This is a genomic window from Segatella copri (assembly GCF_051861805.1).
GTDB lineage: Bacteria > Bacteroidota > Bacteroidia > Bacteroidales > Bacteroidaceae > Prevotella > Prevotella copri_M.
On record NZ_CP146520.1, the window covers coordinates 76,118 to 100,906 of the forward strand.

Genomic DNA, 24,789 nt, shown 5'->3' on the forward strand with positions numbered 1-24,789 from the left:
CTGATTCTTTTGAAGCTTTTGCCCTTACAGGGCGACAAACTTGCGTCCATGATTACCCAGGGCGCTGCCCTGGGCTAGGAGCTTCTGCCCTTTCAGGGCGTGTGGAGCTCACTTGCGAAACTTGAGTTTTAAATAATAAGAATAATTAGATGTTTGTTTAATAAAACGAGAAACAATGATGAACAAGATGTATTTCTATGGATGCATGGGCATCCTCGCAGCATCTGCCATGTTGAGCAGCTGCAGCAGTGACAATGACGATCCAACTCCTTCTCCAAATCCAGGACCAGAAGTAGTTTACAAGTGGACAACCAATGGCGGCTTGAAGGCTTGCGACCACATTCTCTTCGGAACAGATGACAAGGAAAACGCCAGCGGTACACAGATTGGCAACGGCGACCAGGAGTTCGTCTTCACAGGCAAGCAGACTTTGAAGAAAGGCACTTATCTCCTCAAAGGATGGGTATATATTGCAGAAGGTGCTGAGCTCACCATCGAACCGGGAACCATCATCAAGGGCGACAAGCAGACCAAGGCGGCACTCATCGCAGAGCGTGGCGGTAAACTCATCGCCAAGGGTACAGCCACAGAGCCTATCGTCTTTACATCTGAAGAGGCTGCCGGCAGCAGAAAGCCTGGCGACTGGGGTGGCATCATTCTCTGCGGTAAGGCTAAGAACAACCAGACTGAGCAGCAGATAGAGGGTGGTCCTCGTACCAAGCATGGTGGCGCAGATGATGCAGATAATTCTGGTACTTTAAGCTATGTGCGCATCGAGTTTGCCGGTTATCCATTCCAGAAGGATAAGGAGATCAACGGTTTGACCTTCGGTTCTGTAGGTTCCGGCACACAGATAGACCACGTTCAGGTATCTTATTCCAATGATGATTCCTTCGAGTGGTTTGGTGGTACCGTGAACTGCAAGTATCTCGTAGCCTACAAGGGTTGGGATGATGATTTCGATACCGATAACGGTTTCTCAGGCAAGGTGCAGTATGGTCTTTCACTGCGCGACAGCAAGATAGCCGATACCTCTCAGAGCAACGGTTTCGAGAGCGACAACTGTGCCGATGGTGCTACCGTGGACCCTCGCACCAAGGCTACTTTCTCTAACATCACCTTCGTAGGTCCTAAGGTATTGGATGATAAGTTCCAGAACACCACCGATTACATCAATGCCGGAGCATACAATCCAAACAACGGTTCAGCCCTCGGCAAGTTCCAGTCAGCCATGCAGATTCGCCGTTCTTCTAACCTCAACTGCATCAACTCGGTAGCCTTAGGCTGGCCTATCGGTTTGATTATCGATGGTGAGAAGGGAAATACCGTAAAGGATGCCAAGGAAGGCAAATTCAAGCTTCAGAATGTATATTTCGCAGGTATGGATGCCGTTGGTACTGATGCCAACAAGAAGTATGAGGATTATCTCTACGATGCAGCGAACAAGAAGGATCTCGACAAGAATCAGAAGTCATACAGCAACACCTTCTTCTTCTCAGAGCCAAGCAACAAGTATTTTGACAATTGGGCTTCATTGGTTGGCACAGATGGCTATACTCCTATCGCAGGAAGTCCATTGCTTGGAGCTGCAAGTTTCGCTGGCTGGACAGGTTTCGACACCGTGACTTACATCGGAGCCTTCGATGGCAGCAACAACTGGATGAGCGGTTGGACCAACTTTGATCCTCAGAATGCGAAGTACTAGAAATCGCTAAGTACTAGAATAAGTATTAGTACCGGAATAAGTACTAGAAATCGCTAATTTCTATTTTGACTATAAGGTTTTCTTTTATTGGAGCATGGCGCAGCGATTTGCGCCATGCTTTTTTTTGTTGTGTATCATGGAGGGAAAGAGGTTGTATCACTTATGACATAACCTCTTTGGTTATTACGAGCAAAGCTCCTCCGTCAAGTAACGAGAGGCCAAAGCTTCTATATCTATCCTGTCTGATTTTTGAATTTCTTCAATAACAGCATCTGTGCATTCATCGTTCATTACCACACCAATTGCTTCGCTCGGAGTAAGGTTACATTCTTTTGCTATATAACAAGCAATTTCACCTAATACGTTTTCATAATTATACTTATTCCCCATATTCTCAATCTTTAATGAGTTCATTAATAGCCTTTTGTGTACAAAAGCAATATTGTATATAGCTAAGTCCAAATTGGGATATTCTGGAAACCAGAATACTCAAGTTGCTTTCATCAAGATAAGCTTCCCCGCATTGGCGTATATAGTTTTTTATTTCTTGATCAATGAAGGCATCTGCTACGGGTCCAATAACAATATCGTAGTCATGCTTGAATCCGCTTTCTTCCCTGTTTTGGAGAATGAACTTTGCCCATTCCGTAGTGAATCCTTCAAAGATTTTAATTTGAAGTCCTTTTTTCTCACCTATATTAGGATAAAACAGAAACGCATTGACTGTAATTTTTCCTCCATGAAGAAAAGTGCTGCGTTTGCCCATTTGCCAAGCTCTTTTCCAATTTGGAGTGAGATAGAATCCTTTGCCAAAATCGTTTTTCCCTTTGCATTTGGTGAGATTAGGAGTAAGAATCTCTGTATAACTTCCATGCAGCAATCTCATGACGCCATTACCCTCCTTTCCTTTTTCTTAGCTTTTGCAATATGGTTATTGCAGATACAAGTCAAATCCTCTATGATCTGTTCCCTTGGCAGTGTCTGCTCTATTTCCCAATTCTCCTCCAAAAATCTGATGCCTTGATTCTTTTGGAGGAAGTTGAAAGCTTTCTGTTTGGTAATTTTCTTGTCCTCTGCAAACCAGCAAGCTGCAACTGTGACAAAGATTGTTGCCTTCATCATAGTCTCTGCTGGCGGATACTGACTGTCTATATGTACACTCAGTTTCTCACCCATAGCTTCCAGAAGGACGGAAGCATCATCTATAGAAATATTAGTCTTGCCACTCTCAATCTTACTGATGCTGCTTTTGCCCAACCCTACATATTCTCCAAGAGCCTCTTGCGATAGCCCTTTTTCCTGACGAACTTTTTTCACTATGCCACCCAGGATATTATCCGTATTATCGAATTTCTTTTTCATATCTGTTCTTTTTGGAGCAAAAATAGCCAAAGTTTCCCAAACGAGCAACTTTTTTAACTTAAAGTTGTATAAAAAGAACTTGAAGAAGATATTTCATATTTTGCCTACATGTTTCAAAAAGATGAATATCTATCTTCAGACGTTGACGTCCTAAAACAGGACGTCAACCTACATTTTATTATCCTAATCCATGAACTTAATCATATCCTGGCGTCTTGGCTTTGCCTCCGGCGATTCGTCAGGATAACCCAGGGCGATGCAGTAGAGCAGCTTGTAATTCTTAGAGAATGCCATGCGGTCGAGATAAGGCTTGGCTGACGGCGAATCCAATATCCAACGGGCTGAACTGCCCAGGCAGCAGGAGCCGATGCCCTTTGACCATGCTGCAAGAATGATGTTCTCCCCAAGCAAACCGCAATCAATCTGCGCCATATCATAAGTCGTATCGTAGGCGATGCAAACCACACATGGAGCATTCACGAAGATGTTCTTGAAGCCCTTGCGCTCAGCTATCTTCGGATTATCCTTTACCACGGCTTGGGTTATCGAATCGATGAGTGCAGGAGAATCTATCACTCTGATTTCGTACGACTGCAGGTTCTGCCCGTTTGGTGCATGAATGCCGCATTTCAGAATCTCGTTCAGGGTATCGCGGCTGATGACGGAATCCTTGTAAGCACGGATGCTTCTGCGACTCATCATCAAATCGGTTACCACACTTGCAGAGTCAACGCTGGTCGTTGCCTCCGGCTGTCTGTTCTCGTTGCAGGCAGTCAACATCAGTGCTGCTGCCAATCCTAAAAAAAACTTCTTCATATGATTCATGATTAAACTTATATTCCTATTAGTATATACCCATGTAGCGCTATTAGTATTTATCCACGTAGCGTTATTAGTATATACCGTGCAAAGATAGCAACAAATACTTGTATTCAAGAAGATACGTTATGATTTTTAAGAGTTTTTATCGGTCTCTCCGCCATTCTTTTAACAAGTATATATCATAGCCAAACATTTTCCACCTATTTTGCTAGAATTTCCCAAAAACTTCGTATCTTTGCAATGGCTTTATGCAAGATAAGCTGTTTATAAAATCATCAAACGTAGAATTATGGAAAGAAAAAGTTATTCTATAGATATAAATCGCATTGCACAATATGCCATGTATGCATATTGCATTTTCGCATTGTTTTCGCTGGCATTTTCTGTTTGCAGACAAGCGGGCTTATCCTTCAGAACAAGTCCCATCCTGATTCCATTAAGTCCCATCCTGGTTACCATCAAGCAACTGGTCTTGCAGCTTGCCCCTATAGCTTTATGGGGAATATTCCGCTTCACGCTACCAGCAGGCGTCAAATTGCTACGGCGCTGCACCGAGGTTATGGTGCTTTACTATATACTCTCATTTATCCTGGGACAATGCTTCAAGTTCAACTTTGTAACGATGATGCAGGACGGACAGATAACCCCCACGGCAACGATTCTCACCTGGATACAAAGCACTATGGGATTGATTTCCGTCATCGCTTCCCTGATAGCCGGCTGCCATCTGTACAGCAAGCACAGAGGTAACATGCGCAAACTGGGCATAGCCCTTATCCTGGTTTTCATGATATGGCTGATATGCTCGAATATACTCCCAGTTGCAGTGTTTTATCTGGCAGGTAACACCCGGCAGGCAGCCTTCACCTGCATGAATCTCATCAGTATGATAACAACGACATCGGCTTATATATACGCCTACTACATGATGTATCGGGCGATAAAAACGAAATAATTTGGTGATGCGGCGTTTTTTTCGTATCTTTGCCGCAAAATATGCGGCGTTTCTTGATAAATAATGCCGCATAAGATAAAATTAGAAATGCAGCAAAACGATGGAAAAGAATCAGATTTTTGAAAATATTATGAGCCGTACATCGGTGAGAAGCTATACAGATATGCCTGTAGAGCCGGAGAAGGTGGAGATGATGCTGCGTGCCGGCATGGCGGCTCCATCGGCATGCAACAAGCAGCCTTGGCATTTTGTGGTTATCAACGACCGGGAGATTCTCGACCAGATACCACAGTTCAGCCCTTATGCCAGCATGGTGAAGCAGGCACCGCTCGCCATCGTGGTTTGCGGATGCCTTGACAAGACGCTGGAAGGCACAGAGCAGGAGTTCTGGATTCAAGACTGTTCGGCAGCCACGGAGAACATCCTGCTGATGGCTCACGGCCTGGGACTTGGCGGAGTATGGACAGCCCTCTATCCCCTGAAAGAACGATACGAGGGAATGCAGCAACTGCTGCATCTGTCCAAGACGATGATTCCGCTCAACACCCTCATCATCGGATATCCGAAGAATCAGGTGGCAGCAAAGGATAAGTGGAAAGAGGAGAATGTATCCTATAATTATTATCAAGAATAATCTCCATCAGGATTCATATCCCTATCATCTTATATACCCCTCCTGCTCATATCCCCTGCGATAATGATGAATCATATTGACCAGCGGCTGAAGGCGTACATCCGTTACTGCCATATTCCTGAATCTGGCATATTGCTGATTGTAAAGCGCGGCATTGCCTTCGGCCAATCTTTCCTCGATATCAGATGGCACCAGGAAGGAAGACCGATTACCCAGATAGGCATAAAACTCTGAAAGATAGATATGAACTCCTGCTAAATCGAAATCGCCGAAATGAATGTAATGATTGGGTATGCGGAGAAGCCATGACCTGAGATGCTCCAGGTTTTCCTGTGGATAACGGCAGACAAACAGGAGTTGCCTGCCAGGAAACAGGGCATCGAAAAGCCAACGCTGCAACCGAATCTGCATGAAATTCTCAGCATTCTCCATACCCACAACTATCACGTCTTCCGGTATCTCGAAACGATCCGGCTGATTGATGAAAACGGAACTGCCCTCCATCGGATGAAGTATGAATGGCTTTCCATCAAGCATAGCATCTATCTGAACATAGCAATCTACCAGAAAACCACGAAATGTATTCACCTTCTTAGCCTTGGAATCACCCACCATCCTAACCATATCTGCCCTCGTCTGCATAGAGGAAGAGGCGGAAATCCATTCTTCTAAAGAACATTTCAAGCCAAACTCCTGCGATAACAAGGTACGGCAACCCTCTCGCATGGCCTCGGCTATGCGATATTTGCATCTACTGCCATTGTTCTTCAACATCAGGAGCCCTTCCTGCCTCAGCAAAGCCGTGAGGCGAGGAGACAGCTTCGACGAAGCTATCTCCTCACCCTTCAACATTGCCAATATCTGTCGGGCATCGCCCAATCCTAACTTTTCCATATCATCCAGTATTTCATTTTATTCAGTATATCATATCAGCCGATATTTCCATACCCGAGAGGTTTTATAATCTCTTGATTAATTGAGTTACCTTTGTATTTGCCCTATTGTCCTTGCTAAGCAGATAGGTGTATTTGTAATCCTCCACATTATAGGTAGTTGGCGAACTGTTTACCAGCAGGATGTTGCGGCGATTGGCAAAGTCGAGGATTCCCTTCACGTTGTTAGGATGCAACTTGCCTATCTCGTCCATCATGCAATGAATCTTGAAATCGCCCGATTTCTTCGATGCCTTCTCCTTAAACACGTTGATGAGCATGATGTTAACCATCGCCTTCACCAGAATGTCGGTGCCATCAGATCCCACATTCGCTATCTTCTCTACCCATCCCGTATCATTATCATTTTCCTTGATGCGGAACTCCAACTTAAAGGTATCTGCCACCTGCAACTGCTTGCGGTTAGGCTCATCCAGAAGCCCCTTCATGAAAGCAAGCAGATATTTCACCGCCTTGGCATTCACATCCTGGCGCGACTCAGTGGCAAAGAGATCCATCTCTCCCATATTGAACTGATTCTCTTCCGCAAATTCTCTGATATGCAAGAGGAGGATCATCAGCTGGTCGTTGCTCTTCAGCGGGCGCAAGGCGATTTCCCTAATGACACCTGCGAAATTCCGCTCCTCGAAATCGTGGTTGATATCGTTGATGGTCTTGCCAATGTCGCCTTCCCTTCGGGTAAGATCACCCACCTCCTTGGAGATTCGGAAGATGATGTCGGTATATCTTCCACTGATGCGCTTCTGATATTCCGAGATTTTATCATTATCCACAAACTCGCAGAGATTGGATGCGAAGGCGATGAACTCCTCTTCCGTTACCGGACTTACATTGAAATGGAAGGTGTTGTGAGCAGAAAACATACCCAGGAACTGCTGCGATTGCTTCTTGAAATTGTCGAGCGTACGGCTATCCTCATATATCTGGCGCTTCAGCTCTTCTACGATGGCAAGACAATCCTTGGTGGTGATTTTCTCACCGATCTCACTACTATCCAACGGGCACAAGGTTGCATCGCTCCGGAAGTTCTTTACTGCATTCAAGCCCGCCTCCAGCTTTCTTAAAGCAGCCTGCTGCTTAGCCAGTTTTTCCTGTGCCACAGACAATTGCAGTTTGAGTCGTTCACTGCGCTGTCTGAATTTATCTTCAATCGTCATCAAAGCCTCAGCCTTGTTTTTCCGTTCCTGTCTTACGGAAGATTCCTGGTCAAAGAGTTCTATCTTGTCGTTTCGGTAAACCGCCACCACATCACGATTCTTCCTGATAAACGCCAATTCAGCATCCAGTTCTGCTATGCGCTTGTTGTAAGCATCCAAAGCCTGGGTATCCATACCCTTGCCATGCAGTTCATCGTGCTGTGCTTTCATGATTTCCTGTCTGCGGGCATCCATCTGGTTCTGTTTATCTTCTATCTGGGTACGAATATCCTGGGCAAAGACTTCATATTTCTGAGTCTCCACCTTAACCTGCCGGTTGTATTCCGCCTGATGCGCTTTCAGTTTGCGCTGCAAATCCGTCTCCAGCTGGTGCTTCAGTTCTTCCTTTTTCACCTTATCGGCAACCAGCGCATTCTGCTTATCTTCCAATTCAGACAGTTGCTGGCTGCGCCATTTCTCCAAACGGTTTTTCAACTCCAGCAATTGCATCTTGAGCTTCTTTTCCGTCTGAGGCAACAGTTGTATTTCTGCCTTTTTAGCATAAAGCGATTCATTCAGCTTTCTTATCTGAAGCTGATATTTCCCCTTCAAGTTTTTATTGTCCTCCTCATGCTGGTTCTGTAAATCATTCAGCAGCTTGATGATGTCTGCACGAAGCTGTTCTTTTTCTGCGAGTTGCTCCTTCAATTCCTTGGGAGTTCTGAATTTTCGCTCTACAGCTGCCAGATTGATGCTTACGCCATAGAGAGAAGCAGAAGTTGATGATGAAGATGAAGACGATGGAGACGAAGAAGATAATGATGACGAAGAATCGGCAACCAATTGCGGATTCAATACATTATTATATAGTATCGCCTCCTCATCTACCACTTTTCCGATATTCTCCTGCCATCCCTTTCTGTTCTGGTCGAGCCATTCGGAAAACGAGCCTTTGCTTTTCTCCAAGAGATTCTGAATTTTTCTGATTTCAGCCTCAACATCTGCTTTCTGCTTCTTGGGTTCATCGAGCGAAGCCTGGTATTTCAGTTCTGCTATCTCCAATTCCTTCTCGGCTTCCTGACGCAAGGTTTCAATGCGCAGTTCCACTTCCTTAATCTCGGTTTCCACCTGAAATTGTCTGGCTGTAAATTCGGCAAACTCCTGTTCGTTTGTCTCCATCTCCCGGGCAAAAGGATTCTCGTGAGCCACCTTTGCCTTCTGAATCTTCAAGGCAGTTTCCTCATGCACCAGTTGCGCCATCATCTCATCCACAGCAGAAATCTTCTTCTGAAACACCTCTCGGGTTTCCGTTTCAGCCTTTCTCCATTCCTGCATCAGCGTTTCCTTCTGGGTCATCAAGGCTGCCTGATGTTCATTGAGCAAGGTGGTCTTGCTGTTTCTGAAAGCACGCAAATCCATATCCAGCTGTTCGAGCAGAGCCTTATACTTATCCACCACGTTCTGATAGGATTTCTCCAGTTCTGCCTTCATCGCTTCCTGTCGCCTGCGCTCATCTTCTATGATGGTTTCCTGCTCTACTCGCTGCAAGATATCTTCTATATGAATTTCCTCATAATGCTTGCGCTTGGCGGCAGTTTTCTTTAGCTGCGCATCGAGTACGCCCAATTCACGGGAGAGTTTATCACGCTCCTTTCCATATTTTTCCTGTTCCTCACCTATCAGGCGACTTACCCGGTTGCATTCCGATTCACTTTCCTGGATATCAAGACGATATTGCGGCAGGAGTTCCTGTGCCATACGCTCTGCATAATTGAGTTCCCTGCGCCCCTCGCCAATCAAGCGGCGATTGTTCAGCAAGGTGCGATACGCATCTATCACCTTATCGGCTATGCGGCGAATCAGCACTTCGCCATTCTTCTCTTTCTTCGTCCAGAGGCTCACATCCTTATACTCCTGTTCAAACTCCTTGATCTGTTCACGATAAAAGTTGAGGTCAATGCTGTTATCCTCATCACTCATCGAGCGGATGATGGTATTCTTGATGAAATCGGCATCCAACTTGGTATTGAGGAAGACATTCTGGATGGTGCGGGGGATATTCTGGTACTTGGCACTCTCTACAATGGCATACTTGCGGAAAGGCAGGAGTTCCTGGCGTCGATTGTTGCCGAAGATGATGTCACGATACATCTCATAACTGCTTACCAGCGAAGATATAACATGTTTCTTACCCACCTGCTCACGTATCTGGCTCCACTCGCCATACACCAGCTTACGCTCATCGATAAACCATTTGCTATCAAACGGGGCATCGATGAAACGGAACATCACTCGTCCCTGATTCTTCAAGGCAAGTACACAGTAGGCCCCATTCTCACGCATTACCTCATAGACGATATATGAATTGGGATATGGAAAATAAAAGGCATCAAACGATTTCTTCTCCTTCGGGATGCCCAGACGCAACTTATCAGCATTATAGAAGAACAGCAGCGCACGGAGCAAGGTACTCTTGCCCACACCCTGGGTGCCGATGAAATGAACGTTTCCATCGAGCTTCACCTCGGCGTATGGGATATGGGCACTATTCAGAAATATGATTTTATTCAGATATCTCATGGCTGTACCTCCTTTTCCTTATCCGTTTCTTTATCTTTTTCTCCGGTATATTCGGCATCATCGGTATTATCAGTATCATCGGTAATAGATATGCAATCTATCAACTCCTCGATATAATGGAACGAAGCCAATACCTTCCAGGTTTTCTCCACTTCATCCTGCTGCTCAACGAATCCCATTCTCTCCAATTCGCCTATCATTTTATCAACAATCTCATCATACGATTTTTTCTCGCTGAAGAGTTTTCCTGCCAATTCCTTCAGTTCCATATCACAATTGATTCTCACCACGATATCCGCCGCAGAGAATACCAAACCGGCTCCGAAGGCTGAATTGTAAGTCTTCAGAAAGGTGAGATAATCTATCCACTTGCTCACCGCCTCTAATTTACGCAGCAAATCAACCTTGGTTTCCTTACGGGTAAAAAAGAAGTAGCTATCGCCTGCTTCCAGATGGAACCCGATGCCCTGGTAGTACTCATCATATTCTGCCTGATGGTCTTCTATGGCATCATAATACCGCTTGATTTTTGCCTGAACACTGTTGTTGGATATGAATCCACCCCTGCTCAGGATATTAAAGATTTCTTCTGTATAATTCAATTTATTCATTGTTCTGTCGTCTTATTTTATCCAGATTTTATCTGGAAAGAAAGCATTCTTATCTCGGGAGAATCGTATCATTATCTCGGGAGAATCATCGGATATTCGACTCCATCCGATTCGGCATAATTACCCGTAAACTTCAACTTATCCACATATTGCGAAGCTATCTGGCAAAAATACACGAGCTTATCTTCCCGGCTTTGTTTCTTATCATAGTGATAATTCATGACGAAAGCAAAGAGATGGGTACTCGATGCCGAGAAGGCATTATAGATTTCCTGCAGATTCACCGCCTCCAACTTCTGCCTGTTACCTTTGAGATAATCATCGGGGATAGGTTCTGCCAGAGAATCGAGCCGGCGGCCCTTCCTCTTTTTCAATTTTTCAGAAAGAATGCTGATGCATTGCAGAGCCTCATCGGATGTGCGAAGATTATCTATCGACAACTTGATGTAATACTTGGGTTGCGGTTCCATCCAAACGGCATTCCGGGTGGCAATAACCTGTCTTATATCCGTAGCCTCTTCCCAGCGGAACTGGTCTTTCAGATATTTCAGTTTTTTCACCTTTTCGAAGATGCGGTTCTGATAATCTATCATATTGAGGTACTGGATAATCTGGCGTTCTATCTCCAGCAGATTATGATAAGACTCGTTAAGCTGAAGGCGCACATCATTCACCACGATTTTCATCTGCACATCCATCGCCATGGAGAAGAAGACGGGCTGATCGGTATCTATCACCCGTTCGCTCTCGGTGATGAGCTGAGATATGTTCTTCAACTTCTCGCTCAGTCGCTGGAGTTTCGTTTTCTTGATTTCGTAATTAGGCTCATTCTTATAAGTATTATCCATATTACGCTTCAAATCCAACACATTTCGAATGGTGGCAAGGGCTATGGTCTTCAGGCATCGGCGCACCTCCTTGAGATACTTATATTTTCGGGTATCGTTATTTTCCTTGAGATAATAGTCGATATTCTCATTCAACACAGAGATGTAATCCCGCACAGAAGAAACATTGATTTCCTCGTTCACTTCCAGCACATCCTCGAAGAACTTCTGATACACGTCTTCCATCTCCAGACAGTCTCCCGTATCACGAATCACTCCATTTTCTATCAAATATCGGATACGCTCCTCCTTGTATTCAGTCATTTCCAAGGCATAGTCATAACGAAACTGAAGGGAATGTCGCTTGGCAAACATCTCCTTCAGCAAAACCTTTTCCCGGTCAAGAGTTTTAATCAATTCATCTATAGAATGGAAAGTACCCATTGGCTTGTCATTTAAATAGCTATTTTTATTTCGGTGCTAAATTACTTATTTTTTATAGAACAGCCAAATTTTCATAGCACTTTTTTGTCTGAATTACGATAATTTGATAAAAACATGCAATTGCAAAGAGGAGAGTTTTTACTTTTCTTAGCTTTATAAGCCAAAAAAGTATAAAACTGGGGCTATTTATATAGTACAATCAAATAAAATCACTATTTTTGCAAAGACAATAACCAATTGAAGAGGTGTGTCATCATGAGTCATAAATAATAATAAACTTATAAAAAGATTAAATTAAAATGGCAAACAAGACATTCAACATTTATTGTGACGAGAGTTGCCACCTAGAACATGACCACAAAACATATATGTTGCTAGGTAACATCAGTTGTGCGTATCCACAAGTAAAAAGACACTCCGAGCGCATAAAAGAACTCAAGAAAAAGCATCATTTTTATGCTGAAATTAAGTGGACCAATGTATCTCCTTCAAAACTTCCTTTTTATATAGAACTTATAGACTACTTCTTTGATACAGATTTAAAATTCCGTACAGTAGCCGTACGTAAGGAAAAGATTATGTGTAAAGAACACCAAATGACATTTGATGATTTTTACTACAAAATGTATTACCAGTTACTGAACCATAAGGTCGATTCGGAATACCATTATAATGTATATCTTGACATAAAAGACACATGGTCAAACACAAAAGTCACAAAATTGCAGGACATTCTAAACGTAAAGTATGGAGTATTCCAAAAAGTACAATGCATCCGTTCAGAAGAAAGTCTTCTGTTACAGCTAACAGATTTATTAATGGGTGCTATCTCGTACGAAATTAATGTTCAAGAAAAAAAAAGCAGTGCAAAAGAAAAGGTCATAGCACAAATTAAAAAACACTGCCCTGACTTATCACATACAAATTCATCGAATAAGTTGAACCTCTTTTTTATAAATTTGAAATAATGTACAATCTTTTAAAGCAATATAATGCCCTTCTCGAAGTAGATTCTATGAGTCCAGCGCAAAGAACAATCTCTTTGCGAGGCGTATTCAATAGAGATATACAAAATAATAAAAAATTCTCATTTCGAGAAAAGAAGATCTATCCAATTCCTAAGGAAGGAATGGACAAACTGGAAATGTTATTTTGGCATTTAACGACAAAGGTAGTTGATTATTCAACTAACCACAGAGAATATGACAAAGCAAGAAGTGTTCGTTTACATTGGATAAAGTATCATATAGAAGAGCATAAAAAAGATAATATGCTGATCTTCTCAACAAAAAACGGACGCGAAAAAAGGACGTACATATATGATAAGACAGAACAATACGTAATTGTACTTGAGCCCAAAGAGGCAAAAAGAATCGACTCTGAGGAAAAAGAACATCCCTATTATTATTACTATTTGCTTACAGCCTATAAGCTGGAAGGAAAGGATAAAAAACGTAATAAGATAGAAAAGCTATATGAACGTAGATTGCCTTCTGTCTTATAAAACAGCAAAGGACGCAAGGCATCTTGGCCTAACGTCCTTCGATTTCCTTCCTTCAAATGATGGATGAACTCTGCCGCAAAGTTACGAGTTTTTCCGTTACAAACAAAGATTAAATACCTTTATTTTCGTTAATGTTAACGAATTTAACTTATTATGTAAAATTAAAATGAACATCAAGGAGAATTATCAACAATATGTAAGCCGATATGCTTCTGAGGTAGCTGCCCTGAAGCGTAAGAATACGGGATTTATAACGGGCGAGCTGCTGGCTTTTGGCGGCATCCTCGCCTTCCTGATCTGCTATTTCGCATTGGATGGAGATACACAGAACTATCTGTTGGGGGCGGCGTTGTGCCTGATTGCCTATCTGGGAATCAGACGACTTGACGACAAGAACAAGGAAAAGATAGAGCATCTTTCGGCTTTGCTCAAGGTTTATCAGGACGAAATCAAGGCTTGGGAGGGCGATTTCTCGCCTTTCGAGACGGGCGATTCCTATCAGAATCCGCAGCATCCTTATTCCTTCGACCTCGATGTTTTCGGCAAGAGTTCGCTGTTCAACCGCATCTGCCGAACCATCACATCGGGCGGTTCGGAGGCACTCGCCAGGAATCTTACCCGGGAAACGCCTCTGAGCCTGGAGAATATCAAAAGAAGAAGGGATTTGCAGAAGGAATTGGCTGGAGAAGGCGAAAACTGGCGAATGGAATTTCTGGCACTTGGCGAAAAGAACAGAAGCCAAACTGCGGATGGCAAAATGGTGAATGGCAAGATGAAAAAGATTGATTCTGCTGCAGTGATGGATGCGATGCAGAAGGTTTCGAAGATGGAGGTGCCGGCATGGTTTGGGTCTCCGGTTTCGCTCGTTATCGGATGGCTGCTGATTATCGGAGTAATCGGTTCCGTGATTTTATCGATATGCAATATGGTTTCGGTGGATTTCGCCTTGTGGTGGGTGTTGGTTCAATACATGGTGGTGTTCTTCGTCTGCAAGCAGACACTTGACAAGATAGATAGTAATGGCGGCAAGCTTCGCCATCAGCTCATCGCCTATGCCCAGATACTTCAGCTTATCAACAGACGCAATTTCCATAGCGAATTAGGCAAGGAGATGCAGAATTCCCTGGCTGATGCCCTGCCTTCCTTTGCCCAACTGGAAAAGATATTGAAGGGGTATGACAGAAGAGGCAACTTCCTGGGTCTTTTCTTCACCGATGCCTTCATGCTGAGCGATTTCTTCCTGGTTCGCAGTTTCCTGAAATGGAAGAATACCTATATGATGAAGATGGAGGAATGGATGCATATCATCAGTGAGATGGATGCGATGGTTTCGATGGCGGATTTCAGATATAATCATCCGGAGGCGGAAGAGGCGGAATTTGTTTCAGGAAGTCCGGAAATCGTATTCGAGGGAAAGAATCTCTATCATCCTTTCCTGGGTGCCAAGGCGGTGAAGAACGATTTCACCATCAAGGACGACAACTATTATATCATCACCGGAGCCAACATGGCGGGAAAGAGTACCTTCCTGCGTTCGCTGGGCGTGAACTATATCCTGGCGATGGCGGGTATGCCGGTGTTTGCGGATCAGCTGAAGATTTCTCGTTTCAGATTGTTCTCGAGTATGAGAACCACCGATGATCTTACGCATGGCATTTCTTATTTCAATGCAGAATTGATCAGATTGGAGGAACTTCTGAAGTTCTGTAAGGAAAGTGCAGAGGGAATGTTCTGCAAGGAAAGTATAGCGGGCAATAAGGAATCACTCCGAACGCTGATTATTCTGGATGAGATTCTGAAAGGAACGAATTCATTGGATAAGCTGAATGGTTCGAGAAAGTTCCTAGAAGCCATCGCCAAGCAGCCGGTGAGCGGTATCATTGCTACCCACGACTTGGAACTTTCCAAGATGGAGAATGATGCATCAGGAAAATTCCACAACTATTGTTTCGAGATAGATTTGGGCACAGATGTCACCTATACTTATAAGATACAGAAGGGTGTGGCAAGAAACCAGAATGCTACTTTCTTACTGAATAAGATTCTGGAGAAATATTAGAATAAAAAGGGAAACTCCCGATAATTTGATTAGTTTCAAATTATCGGGAGTTTTCCTTTAAAAGAATACATTATAACTCAACGCTAGCAAGTTATAACTCAACGCTATCCAGGCGGAATTTCAGCAAGCCGGCTGGTACCTTTACCATTACCTCATCACCAGCCTTCTTACCCAGAAGGGCCTTGGCGATAGGCGACTTGATAGAGATTTTTCCACTATGCAAATCAGCCTCGTGAGGATTTACGATAACATAACTCATGCTGCACTTGTTGGCAAGATTGGTAATCTTAATCTTGCTCAGCAAGCCAACGGTATCGCTCTTCAATCGAGACTTGTCGATGACACGGGCATTCTCCAAGACCTTCTGCTTGAAGCTGATGCGGCTCAAAAGCTTGCCCTGCTCACGCTTGGCAGCATGATACTCGAAATTCTCGCTGAGGTCGCCCTTGTCGCGAGCCTCAGCTATCGCATCGCGAACGGCTGGCAACTCTACGTTAACCATGTGTTGAAGTTCGGCCACGAGCTCATCGTAGCCTTCTTGAGACATATATTCCATTTTTCCTATTTTCTTAATTATCTATTTATCTTATTGTTCTTAAGAATGATGATTTTTAATTTCGGGGTGCAAAGTTACTAGTAAAACATGAAATCACCAAACTTTTTTAGTGAAAAAGTTGAGAATCCTTTGTTTTTGCCAATGGCAAAGGCTTTTCAAATCATTATTTTTAGGTATTGCAGAGGTCAGAAAATACCATTAACTTTGCAGCCCAATTATAAAAGCATTAAAAGAAGAGATAATGAGAGATAAAAAGAACAAACATTTTACATGGAAGAAATACCACCGATGGTTCGGACTTATACTATCCGTCTTCATGCTGGTATTCTGCGTATCGGGCATCATCCTGAACCATCGCCAGCTCTTTGCCGATTGCGATGTAAGTAGGAGCATTTTGCCTCCGGCTTATCATATCCAGAACTTCAATAACGGCGTTATCAAGGGTTCTATCAAGGCATCTGATGATTCCGTTTTGGCCTATGGATACGGCGGCATCTGGCTTACGGATTCAAAAATGAAAAGCTGGAAAGATTTTAACAAGGGATTACCCAAGAACGTGGATGGCAGAAATATCCGAAACATGGTGCAGACGAAGGATGGAGAAATCTGGTGCGCTGCCATGATGGATGTTTATCGCTTCGACGGAAAGGAATGGAAAAGATTTCCATTACCCGACAATCATGAGCGAATCGCTGATATTACATTGACCAAAGATAGCACGAGCCTCATCGCCATGACCCGTTCTGCCGTGTATGAAATATCAGGCAAGAAGATGAAAACTGTTAATGATAAGATAGATGCTGCAAGCGAAAATCTGATGGCAACCCGAAAGATCATCGGGCAACCAGAGGGCTTTACCCCGATGGTTACCCTCTTCAAAACCGTTTGGCATCTGCATAGCGGTGCTTTCTTCGGATTAACTGGCAGATTGATAGTGGATGCCATCGCCATCGTACTCATCATCCTTTCGATTACGGGCATCATCCTCTTTATTCTGCCTTACCGTATTCGCCGGCAGAAGCGTTTGCAGGCAAGAGAAAGAATGGTGAAGCTTGGCAAACAGATGGTTTTCAATGCAAAATGGCACAACAAACTGGGATATGCCACCATCATCCTGACGCTCTGGATTTCCATTACCGGCATGTGCCTCCGCCCACCTTTGATGGTGCCGCTTGCCATGAACAAAACCACAGAAAAGGTGAAGGATGGAAATGTCTGGCACGATAAACTTCGCGCCATCCGTTGGGATGCAGCCGAGGAAAACTGGCTGGTTTCCACATCAGAAGGATTTCTGAGAGTGGATGAGCATTTCCAGCATAAACCTATCTTATTAAATAAGGAGAAGGCACCAAAGGTAAGTCCGATGGGAGTTACCGTTTTCGAGAGCGACAGCAAAGGTGGTTGGCTGGTTGGTTCTTTCAGCGGCATGTTCCGCTGGTATCCGGAGAAGAACCTGATAGTGGATTATTTCACGGGGAAACAGAATATAGAAAAGTCGATGATTCCGATTTCGAGCCATCTGGTTAGTGGCTATTCTCGGGATTTCTTTGATGGAAAAGAGGTGGTTTTCGATTATAGCAAAGGGGCGAGCTTAGGTGAAACAGCATCTACCCCAGAGTTGCTTTCAGCCATCCCCATGTCGCTTTGGAATGTGGCATTAGAACTCCATGTGGGTAGATGCTATTCTCCGCTTTTAGGTCCCCTTTCCGACCTCTTCGTATTCATCTCCGGTTTGCTGATTACGCTGGTTTTACTTTCCGGCTATATCATATTAAAAAGGAGAAAGAAGAAAGGGCAAAAGCATTTATAAATCATTGGTATATAAAGCTTTTGCCCTTACAGGGCGACATTCTTACTTATGCGTAACCCAGGGCGCTGCCCTGGGCTAGGAGCTTCTGCCCTTTCAGGGCGTGTAGAGTTTTAATAATACCTTTTATTCTCCCCAAACTTCCTCAGAAATCTCTCTAACCAAATCAATCTTTGCCCATTGCTCAGCATCGGTCAGTTTATTGCCGATCTCGCAAGAGGCAAAACCGCATTGAGGACTGAGACTTAAGCGATTGAGAGAAATATACTTGGCAGCTTCGTGGATTCTGGCGATGACCGTAGCCTTATCCTCCAACACTGGAGATTTAGAGGTTACCAAACCCAGAACCACCTTCTTGCCATCTGCCACATATTTCAATGGTTCGAAACCGCCCGAACGCTCATCGTCATACTCCAGATAGAAGGTATCTACATCTTCATGAGCGAAAAGATAAGGAGCTACGGCATCGTAGGCACCTTTGGTGGCATAGCAGGAATGATAATTGCCACGGCATACGTGGGTGTTGATGGTCAACCCCTCTGGTTTGCCCTCGATGGCAAGGTTGTTCACCTTCAGATATTGCAGGGCTTCCTGCTCTAGGGTGAACCCATTGCCCACCTTAGCCTTCCAGTAATCGCTATCCACAATCATTCCCCAGGTGCAATCATCCAGCTGGATGGTGCGGCAACCGGCTGCATAAATCTCCTGGAAAAAGGTGCGATAAGCCTGGGCAATATCCTCAATCAGCTGGGTGGTGTTAGGATAGAACTTGCGGGTGTTCTCGGCATTCTTGCCACGAAACAGTTCCGCAAGAAACTGTGCAGGAGCCGGAACCGTCTGCTTTGCCTCGAAGATATATTCGCCCTTGGCATCCAACTCCTCAAACTGCTTCACAAACAGGAAATCCTTGATAAAAGGATGATTCTCGCCAGTAATCTTGCCGGTCAGTTGGATAGAACCCTTGGTTGTCTCCTCGCCATGAAACTGGTAGCCATGCTCCAGTTCGATATGTTCCACACCATTGAATCCCCACATAAAGTCGAGATGCCAATAGCTGCGGCGGAACTCGCCATCGGTGATATAAGGCAGGCGATGCGCCTTCTGCTGCTTGATGACCTCAGTAATCAGGCGGTCTTCTATGCTGCGGAGGTCGGTGGCAGAAATCTTGCCATCAGCAAAGTTGGCTCTTGCCTCCTTCAACTCTGCAGGGCGCAAATAGCTGCCCACTGCCTCAAAATGTATATTTCTTACGTTACTCATTGTTTTATCTCCTATATTTTTAAATGATGAATGACTCTTAATTTGCCATTATCTGATGATGAACGGCTCTTTGCATCCGGAATTGCGAGTGCAAAGGTAAGAAGAAGAATTTTATCTGCCAAATATTCTTCGTAATTCAGAAAAATATGCTATCTTTGCAGCGTATTTAGAAAATCAGCAGAATATTATTCTGCAAAAATGAATAAAATTAGAAATAAAGGAACAATGGCTACAGAAGAAAATCTCGACGAAATCGATATCAAGATACTCAAGTTGTTGCAGCAGAACTCGCGACTCACAGTGAAGGAACTTGCCGCAAGAGTACACCTCTCCCCTTCTCCCACCTTCGAGCGACAGAAGCGATTGGAGCGTGAGGGATACATCCAGCGATATGGAGCGATAGTGGATCATCACAAGATGGGACACAACGTGATTGTGCTCTGCAATATCCGACTGAAGCAGCACACCCACGATTTGATTCAGCAATTCATGGATACCGTGCAAACCATCGACCAGATAACGGAGTGCTACAATACCACCGGTGATTACGATTTCCAAATTAAGGTGTATGCCCGCGACATGAAGGATTATCAGGATTTCATGCTCAACACCCTGGGAAACATCGACTGCATCGGAAGTCTGCACAGCATCATCGTGATTGGAGAAATCAAGGATTCGCATTATATTCCCGTAGCAAAATAAGGAGAAACGTTATGACAGCAAAAAGAATTTCAATAATATGCCTGTTTGTTTCCATGCTTTTCTGCCTTCCATCCAAGGCACAGAAACCAGGAGATATCGTCAGCGAACAAACCATCAGAAAACTGGGAGAGAAGCATTTCTTCTCCATTTCCCCTATTCCTGATGAAATTTTCCACCTGATGCAGGGGAAGACATACAAGAAGAACTGCACCGTAAAAAGAAGCGAACTGCGATACCTGCGATGCCTGCATGTGGATAAGGACGGCAGGAAGATAGTGGGAGAAATGGTGGTGAACAAGGCGATAGCGGCAGATGTGCTCGATATTCTCAAAAAGCTCTACGAGGCGAAATATCCGATAGAGCGAATGAGACTCATCGACTATTGGGATGCCAATGACGAAAGGGCGATGAGAGCCAACAACTCATCCAGCTTCAACTTCCGCTTCATCTCGCATACCCATACCGTTTCGAAGCACGGCAAGGGACTTGCCATCGATATCAACACGCTCTATAACCCCTATCACAAACGGCTGAAAAACGGCAAGGATGTGGTGGAACCAGCTACGGCACGCCCCTATCTCGACCGCAGCAAGCATCATGTTTACATGATTAAAAAAGGCGACCTCTGCTACCGCCTCTTCAAGGCAAAGGGATTCAGATGGGGAGGCGACTGGAAACACAGCAAGGATTACCAGCATTTTGAGAAATAGAAAAAGAAAAGCCTCGAAAGCAAGAGAAACTTCGAAAATACATAAAAAAAAAGGCTATGCTGTTATTGCATCTGGACGAGCAATAGGGCATAGCCTTTTATTATCCTAATCTATCTCAACCTTTTTTATATAACAAATAATCCAATCAGAAGATACAATCTGAAAATTTACAACGAATCAGGTGTACCAGATTGAATTATATTCTCTACGCTCATCTTCCTCATTATAGAGGTTCTCGTACTCAAGGCCCCTAGCCTCGAATTCTTCCAATGTCTGTTTCATAATAGTTCCTCCCATGCTTTTGATGTTAATAATCTGCCTTTACAACCGCAAAGATACAAAAAAAGCAGGCTCACCATGTCAATTATTCAGAAAAGTTTTGTAATTTTGCATCATCATTGCACAATAGGCTCAAAAAGTGCAAAACATTCTCTGTATCAGAGCATATTCAAACTTTTAAAAAAGAAGCAAAATGAAGAAACTATATAGATTAGATGCATGGCATAAATTGCTTGCATTACGGTTCAAATCATTGAAGTGGCGCCATGGGGTGCTGATAGCATTGCTCATCCTCGTTACCCTAACGAAGATGATTCCGCTTTGGGGATTCATCTACACCACCCGCATCTATCCCGTCATCGGCACCCTTCTCTCGCCCATCTCGGGAATCTTCCCCTTTGCCGTGGGCGATATCTTCATCGCCCTCAGCATCACCTGGGTTATCCTCTATCCCATTTACGAGATAGGATTGAGGAAGAAGAGGGTTTTCGGAAGAGTGGCGGAGTATCTGCTGTGGGTGTATGCCTGGTTCTACATCGCCTGGGGATTGAACTATTCGCAGCCAAATATCTATTATAGAATAGGTATGAAACCAGTGGAGGTATCGAAAGCCAAATTTAAGAAATTTGCCTATCAATACGCAGATAGCCTCAACGCTTTAAGCAATGCATCTCTAAGCAATGCATCTCTAAGCAATGCCAGGAAGAGCATTTCCCCTGATAGCATCGTGGATGATGCCTTGAAGAACCGGGTGCGGGATGCAGTTTTGAAGGAATATAATAAAATAGGATACCGGGAAGGCATCAACAGGCCTTTCAACCAGCATCCACATGCCAAGACGATGGTGTTCACACCCCTCAGTTCGATGGCAGGCGTAACCGGAAGCATGGGACCTTTCTTCTGCGAATTCACCCTTAACGGCGATATTCTCGCTCACGATTATCCAGCCACCTACGCCCACGAGTTTGCCCATTTTCTGGGCGTAGCCAACGAGGGCGAGGCAAATTTCTACAGTTACATCGTGTGCACGGCATCGGCAGACAAGCAGGTGAGGTTCAGCGGATATTACCACATCTTCTTCCATGTATTGAATAATGTATACGATATTCTCGGTGAAAAGGAGGGAGAAAGATTCCTGAAACATATCCGTCCAGAGATTATCCAGCGGGCACGAAACGACCGTTACTACTGGCTCAGCAAGCGATGCAAGGCTTTGGATGCTGCCCAGGATGTCATCTTCGAACTCTATCTCAGGGGCAACCATGTGGCGGAAGGCAGGAAGAGCTACTCAGGCGTTATCGGCTTGATATTGGCTTGGGAAGAGAAGACAAAGAAATAAGGAATTCCTTCACATAAAAAAAGAAAGCTTATGAAATGATAAAAGGCTGATATGATTGCATACCAGCCTTTTTTATTCGCATATATTTATATAGAAAGTAATACTTCTGATATCATTTTCTTTCGATGCCAGCTTAATTTTTCCATCGTTTTCTTCTTTTAATAGAATATAGAGGAGAAAAAAGGAGCAAATCCTGCCATTTCTCAAAGAAAAAGTATATATTTGCAATCGAATTGCGGATATCAAAAGATATATCGATATGAAGAAAGAAAAGAATTTTTCAGGCACTGATTTTTCAGAAAAGGATTTTTCGGAAAAGATAGAGACATCGGATAAGAAGGCATTGGAAAGCTTATCGGATGATGAGATTCTGCAGGGCTTCAAGGATGCCGATGCCAGAATAGTGAGGGAGTATTACTACGGATACTGCCGGGTGGCTTATTGCGTGTACGACAGGCGATACGACCTACAGAACAAGCCGGGCATGGATTTCTTCTCGCTGGCTCACGAATACTATCTCTATCTCAGCGAACACGACTTCAAGCCATTGGAGGACCGAAAGCCGAGCATGTCGCTCAAAACCTGGATGGTGAATGGCTTCCGCTTCCTGCTGCTGGATAAACTGAAGGAGGTAGTGAAGGAGCACCACTTCGAGAGTTTCGAGGCGCGACAGGAAAGCCGCAAGATGCAGTTTGACGTGACCGACAACCAGTTTGAGCACGATCTTTACCAGACGATAGAAGACATCGGCAATTTCTATTATGGCAGAGACAGCAAGAACAGCATCATCCTGAAGATGCTCTATATAGAGGGATTCCGGGGCAAGGACGTAGCTGCGCAGTTGGGCATATCCCATTCAGCCGTTACCCAGCGTTGCCAGAAGATGATGCACGATGTGGTGATTCCTTATTTCAAGAGATACTTCGATGCATCGGAATACGGAAGCTATCTGTCGTTCGGCGATAAAGACGCATCAGTATCTAGTGCTCCGAAGATGTCGATGCCGAGCATGATGTCCGAATGCATGTGCTGCGTAGAAGCGGCTGATAATGGCAATAACATATTTAATAATAAGAATAATATGGAAGATAAGAAGAAGGGAAGAATCACTCCTCGCTGGATTGATTCATTGAAGGAGAACGAGATTTTTGTGTTTGGCAGCAATCTGGCTGGCATGCATGGTGGTGGAGCTGCCCGCATAGCCCGCCTGCATTTCGGTGCCGTCATGGGCAAGGGTGTTGGCTTGCAGGGCCAGAGTTACGCCATCCCTACAATGCAGGGCGGCGTGGAAACCATCCGTCCATACGTGGATGAATTTATTATCTTTGCCCATCAGCATCCCGAGCTACATTTCCTGGTAACCCCAATAGGTTGCGGCATCGCCGGTTTCGAAGCCGAAGACATCGCCCCTTTGTTCGAGAGCGCAAAGGAGATGAAGAACATCAGCTTGCCGGAGAGTTTCTGGGAGGTGATAGAGTAAAGGTTTAGGAAAATTATCAAATAAAGTTAGGAAAATTATCAAATTAATGTTAGGAGCAATAATAGGAGATATTGCTGGCTCAAAATATGAGTTCAACAATACGTTTGATTATGATTTCGAGATGTTCGGCGAAGGATGCGACTTCACCGATGATACCATCTGTACGGTGGCGGTAGCCGATGCGATACAGAACGAGCGAAGCTATCAGGAAAGCCTGCTGGATTGGTGCCGCCGCTATCCTTCTCCAAAAGGAGCGTATGGCGGAAGATTCGCGGGGTGGATTCGTTCTCTTGATCCACAGCCATATAATAGTTTTGGCAATGGTTCGGCAATGCGAGTATCACCGGTGGCTTGGCTATTCGATGACCTGTCGCAGGTTTTGGAAGAGGCAGAGAAAACGGCTCTTCCTACTCATAACCATCCCGAAGGAATCAAGGGAGCCAGAGCCGTGGCTCATGCCATCTGGCATTTCAGAAAAAGCAAGGAAAGCCATCAGCCAGATGATGAGGCTAAGAAAGCCTTCAAGGATATCGCCCGCAGCTATTACAAGGATTTCGACACACGAGTTTATCCGAAGGGTAAATTTGATGAAACCTGTATGGATGCCGTGCCATTATCTTTCCATATTCTTTCAAAAGCCTCATCCTTCGAGGATGCCATCCGTCTAGCCATATCTCATGGCGGCGATAGCGATACCATCGGAGCTATCGTTGGCTCCATCGCCGAAGCACGATTTGGTATTCCACAAGATATGAAAGAGAAGGCAATCTCTTATCTGCCGGATGATATGAAAGATGTTATTGGTAACTGAACTTTCGCAAATGGCATCCTATCGTCCCCAAAGGGGGCGAACAGTAGCAAGACTGAATGTGGTTCGCCCCCTTTGGGGACGATTTCTCCCTCCTGTTGGCTATCCGCAGGTTCCATGACCTTCGGTCATTCCACCAGCGGTTATTGAAAGTTGGCCCCCTTCGGGGACCGGAGGTTACTTAAAAACCAAAATATATTTTCCCTTAAGGCTAATTATATTTTCCCTTAAGGCTAAATATTTTTAGGCTTAAGGG

General features: G+C 44.3%; 22 protein-coding genes. 12 read left to right on the forward strand and 10 right to left on the reverse strand.

Annotation, left to right across the window (positions count from 1 at the left end; translation table 11 throughout):
- Window positions 1-175 precede the first annotated feature (175 nt).
- Entirely contained in the window at window positions 176-1,705 is a 1,530-nt protein-coding gene (locus V8Z93_RS00360) for a hypothetical protein (protein WP_439432035.1), read from the forward strand.
- 183 nt (window positions 1,706-1,888) lie between these two features.
- Here the strand turns inward: V8Z93_RS00360 and V8Z93_RS00365 are convergent, their stop codons facing one another.
- The 4 genes from V8Z93_RS00365 to V8Z93_RS00380 all read right to left on the reverse strand — a co-directional run bounded on the left by V8Z93_RS00365 (window position 1,889) and on the right by V8Z93_RS00380 (window position 3,883).
- Entirely contained in the window at window positions 1,889-2,119 is a 231-nt protein-coding gene (locus V8Z93_RS00365) for a hypothetical protein (protein WP_287889235.1), read from the reverse strand.
- On the reverse strand, window positions 2,100-2,591 hold the full coding sequence (locus tag V8Z93_RS00370) for a DUF3990 domain-containing protein (RefSeq protein WP_203040729.1): 492 nt from the start codon (window positions 2,589-2,591) through the stop codon (window positions 2,100-2,102). Before V8Z93_RS00370 ends, V8Z93_RS00365 begins: the two co-directional genes overlap by 20 nt.
- Window positions 2,588-3,067 carry a helix-turn-helix domain-containing protein gene (locus V8Z93_RS00375; RefSeq protein ID WP_439432036.1) on the reverse strand — a complete coding sequence of 160 codons (480 nt, stop codon included), beginning with the start codon at window positions 3,065-3,067 and terminating at the stop codon, window positions 2,588-2,590. The genes V8Z93_RS00370 and V8Z93_RS00375 overlap by 4 nt, the downstream gene beginning before the upstream one ends.
- 183 nt (window positions 3,068-3,250) lie before the next feature.
- Window positions 3,251-3,883: a nitroreductase family protein gene (locus V8Z93_RS00380; protein ID WP_287613615.1), complete on the reverse strand. Its 633-nt coding sequence runs from the start codon at window positions 3,881-3,883 to the stop codon at window positions 3,251-3,253.
- 295 nt (window positions 3,884-4,178) lie between these two features.
- Between V8Z93_RS00380 and V8Z93_RS00385 the strand changes: the two genes are divergently transcribed.
- Together V8Z93_RS00385 and V8Z93_RS00390 are read left to right on the forward strand one after the other, a co-directional pair.
- The gene (locus V8Z93_RS00385; protein WP_203051014.1) at window positions 4,179-4,844 is read left to right on the forward strand and encodes a hypothetical protein; all 666 of its coding nucleotides are present in this window, start codon (window positions 4,179-4,181) and stop codon (window positions 4,842-4,844) included.
- Window positions 4,845-4,944: 100 nt separating this feature from the next.
- Window positions 4,945-5,478, forward strand: a complete 534-nt coding sequence (locus V8Z93_RS00390) for a nitroreductase family protein (RefSeq protein ID WP_439432037.1) — start codon at window positions 4,945-4,947, stop codon at window positions 5,476-5,478.
- A gap of 24 nt (window positions 5,479-5,502) precedes the next feature.
- Here the strand turns inward: V8Z93_RS00390 and V8Z93_RS00395 are convergent, their stop codons facing one another.
- The 4 genes from V8Z93_RS00395 to V8Z93_RS00410 form a co-directional block, all read right to left on the reverse strand.
- Window positions 5,503-6,372, reverse strand: a complete 870-nt coding sequence (locus V8Z93_RS00395) for a DUF7281 domain-containing protein (RefSeq protein WP_439432038.1) — start codon at window positions 6,370-6,372, stop codon at window positions 5,503-5,505.
- 64 nt (window positions 6,373-6,436) lie between these two features.
- Complete coding sequence (locus V8Z93_RS00400) at window positions 6,437-10,147, reverse strand: ATP-binding protein (protein WP_439432039.1); 3,711 nt, start codon at window positions 10,145-10,147, stop codon at window positions 6,437-6,439.
- Window positions 10,144-10,749 (reverse strand): condensin complex protein MksE, encoded by a 606-nt coding sequence (locus V8Z93_RS00405; RefSeq protein WP_439432871.1) that lies wholly within the window; start codon window positions 10,747-10,749, stop codon window positions 10,144-10,146. The genes V8Z93_RS00400 and V8Z93_RS00405 overlap by 4 nt, the downstream gene beginning before the upstream one ends.
- Window positions 10,750-10,829: 80 nt before the next feature.
- The gene (locus tag V8Z93_RS00410; protein WP_439432040.1) at window positions 10,830-12,029 is read right to left on the reverse strand and encodes a hypothetical protein; all 1,200 of its coding nucleotides are present in this window, start codon (window positions 12,027-12,029) and stop codon (window positions 10,830-10,832) included.
- Window positions 12,030-12,328: 299 nt separating this feature from the next.
- Here V8Z93_RS00410 and V8Z93_RS00415 point away from each other — a divergent pair, with 299 nt between their 5' ends.
- From V8Z93_RS00415 to V8Z93_RS00425, 3 genes are all read left to right on the forward strand, one after another.
- Window positions 12,329-12,997 carry a DUF3800 domain-containing protein gene (locus tag V8Z93_RS00415; RefSeq protein WP_217763513.1) on the forward strand — a complete coding sequence of 223 codons (669 nt, stop codon included), beginning with the start codon at window positions 12,329-12,331 and terminating at the stop codon, window positions 12,995-12,997.
- Complete coding sequence (locus tag V8Z93_RS00420) at window positions 12,997-13,533, forward strand: hypothetical protein (RefSeq protein WP_217763514.1); 537 nt, start codon at window positions 12,997-12,999, stop codon at window positions 13,531-13,533. Before V8Z93_RS00415 ends, V8Z93_RS00420 begins: the two co-directional genes overlap by 1 nt.
- A 166-nt stretch (window positions 13,534-13,699) precedes the next feature.
- Complete coding sequence (locus V8Z93_RS00425; RefSeq protein ID WP_439432041.1) at window positions 13,700-15,592, forward strand: MutS-related protein; 1,893 nt, start codon at window positions 13,700-13,702, stop codon at window positions 15,590-15,592.
- 91 nt (window positions 15,593-15,683) lie between these two features.
- Here V8Z93_RS00425 and greA read toward each other — a convergent pair whose 3' ends face one another.
- Window positions 15,684-16,148: a transcription elongation factor GreA gene (greA, locus tag V8Z93_RS00430; protein ID WP_089544955.1), complete on the reverse strand. Its 465-nt coding sequence runs from the start codon at window positions 16,146-16,148 to the stop codon at window positions 15,684-15,686.
- A gap of 241 nt (window positions 16,149-16,389) precedes the next feature.
- Between greA and V8Z93_RS00435 the strand changes: the two genes are divergently transcribed.
- On the forward strand, window positions 16,390-17,958 hold the full coding sequence (locus V8Z93_RS00435; RefSeq protein WP_439432042.1) for a PepSY domain-containing protein: 1,569 nt from the start codon (window positions 16,390-16,392) through the stop codon (window positions 17,956-17,958).
- Window positions 17,959-18,081: 123 nt separating this feature from the next.
- Here V8Z93_RS00435 and V8Z93_RS00440 read toward each other — a convergent pair whose 3' ends face one another.
- On the reverse strand, window positions 18,082-19,215 hold the full coding sequence (locus V8Z93_RS00440) for a 5-methyltetrahydropteroyltriglutamate--homocysteine S-methyltransferase (RefSeq protein ID WP_439432043.1): 1,134 nt from the start codon (window positions 19,213-19,215) through the stop codon (window positions 18,082-18,084).
- A gap of 225 nt (window positions 19,216-19,440) precedes the next feature.
- Between V8Z93_RS00440 and V8Z93_RS00445 the strand changes: the two genes are divergently transcribed.
- From V8Z93_RS00445 to V8Z93_RS00465, 5 genes are all read left to right on the forward strand, one after another.
- Window positions 19,441-19,917 carry an Lrp/AsnC family transcriptional regulator gene (locus V8Z93_RS00445; protein WP_217762062.1) on the forward strand — a complete coding sequence of 159 codons (477 nt, stop codon included), beginning with the start codon at window positions 19,441-19,443 and terminating at the stop codon, window positions 19,915-19,917.
- A gap of 11 nt (window positions 19,918-19,928) precedes the next feature.
- Complete coding sequence (locus V8Z93_RS00450) at window positions 19,929-20,627, forward strand: M15 family metallopeptidase (protein WP_439432044.1); 699 nt, start codon at window positions 19,929-19,931, stop codon at window positions 20,625-20,627.
- 472 nt (window positions 20,628-21,099) lie between these two features.
- A complete protein-coding gene (locus V8Z93_RS00455) occupies window positions 21,100-22,245 on the forward strand; it encodes a DUF3810 domain-containing protein (protein ID WP_439432045.1) in 1,146 nt (381 codons plus the stop codon).
- A 1,081-nt stretch (window positions 22,246-23,326) separates the two neighbouring features.
- Complete coding sequence (locus V8Z93_RS00460; protein ID WP_439432872.1) at window positions 23,327-23,725, forward strand: A1S_2505 family phage non-structural protein; 399 nt, start codon at window positions 23,327-23,329, stop codon at window positions 23,723-23,725.
- Window positions 23,726-23,771: 46 nt separating this feature from the next.
- Complete coding sequence (locus V8Z93_RS00465) at window positions 23,772-24,536, forward strand: ADP-ribosylglycohydrolase family protein (RefSeq protein WP_439432046.1); 765 nt, start codon at window positions 23,772-23,774, stop codon at window positions 24,534-24,536.
- The last annotated feature ends 253 nt before the right edge of the window (window positions 24,537-24,789 follow it).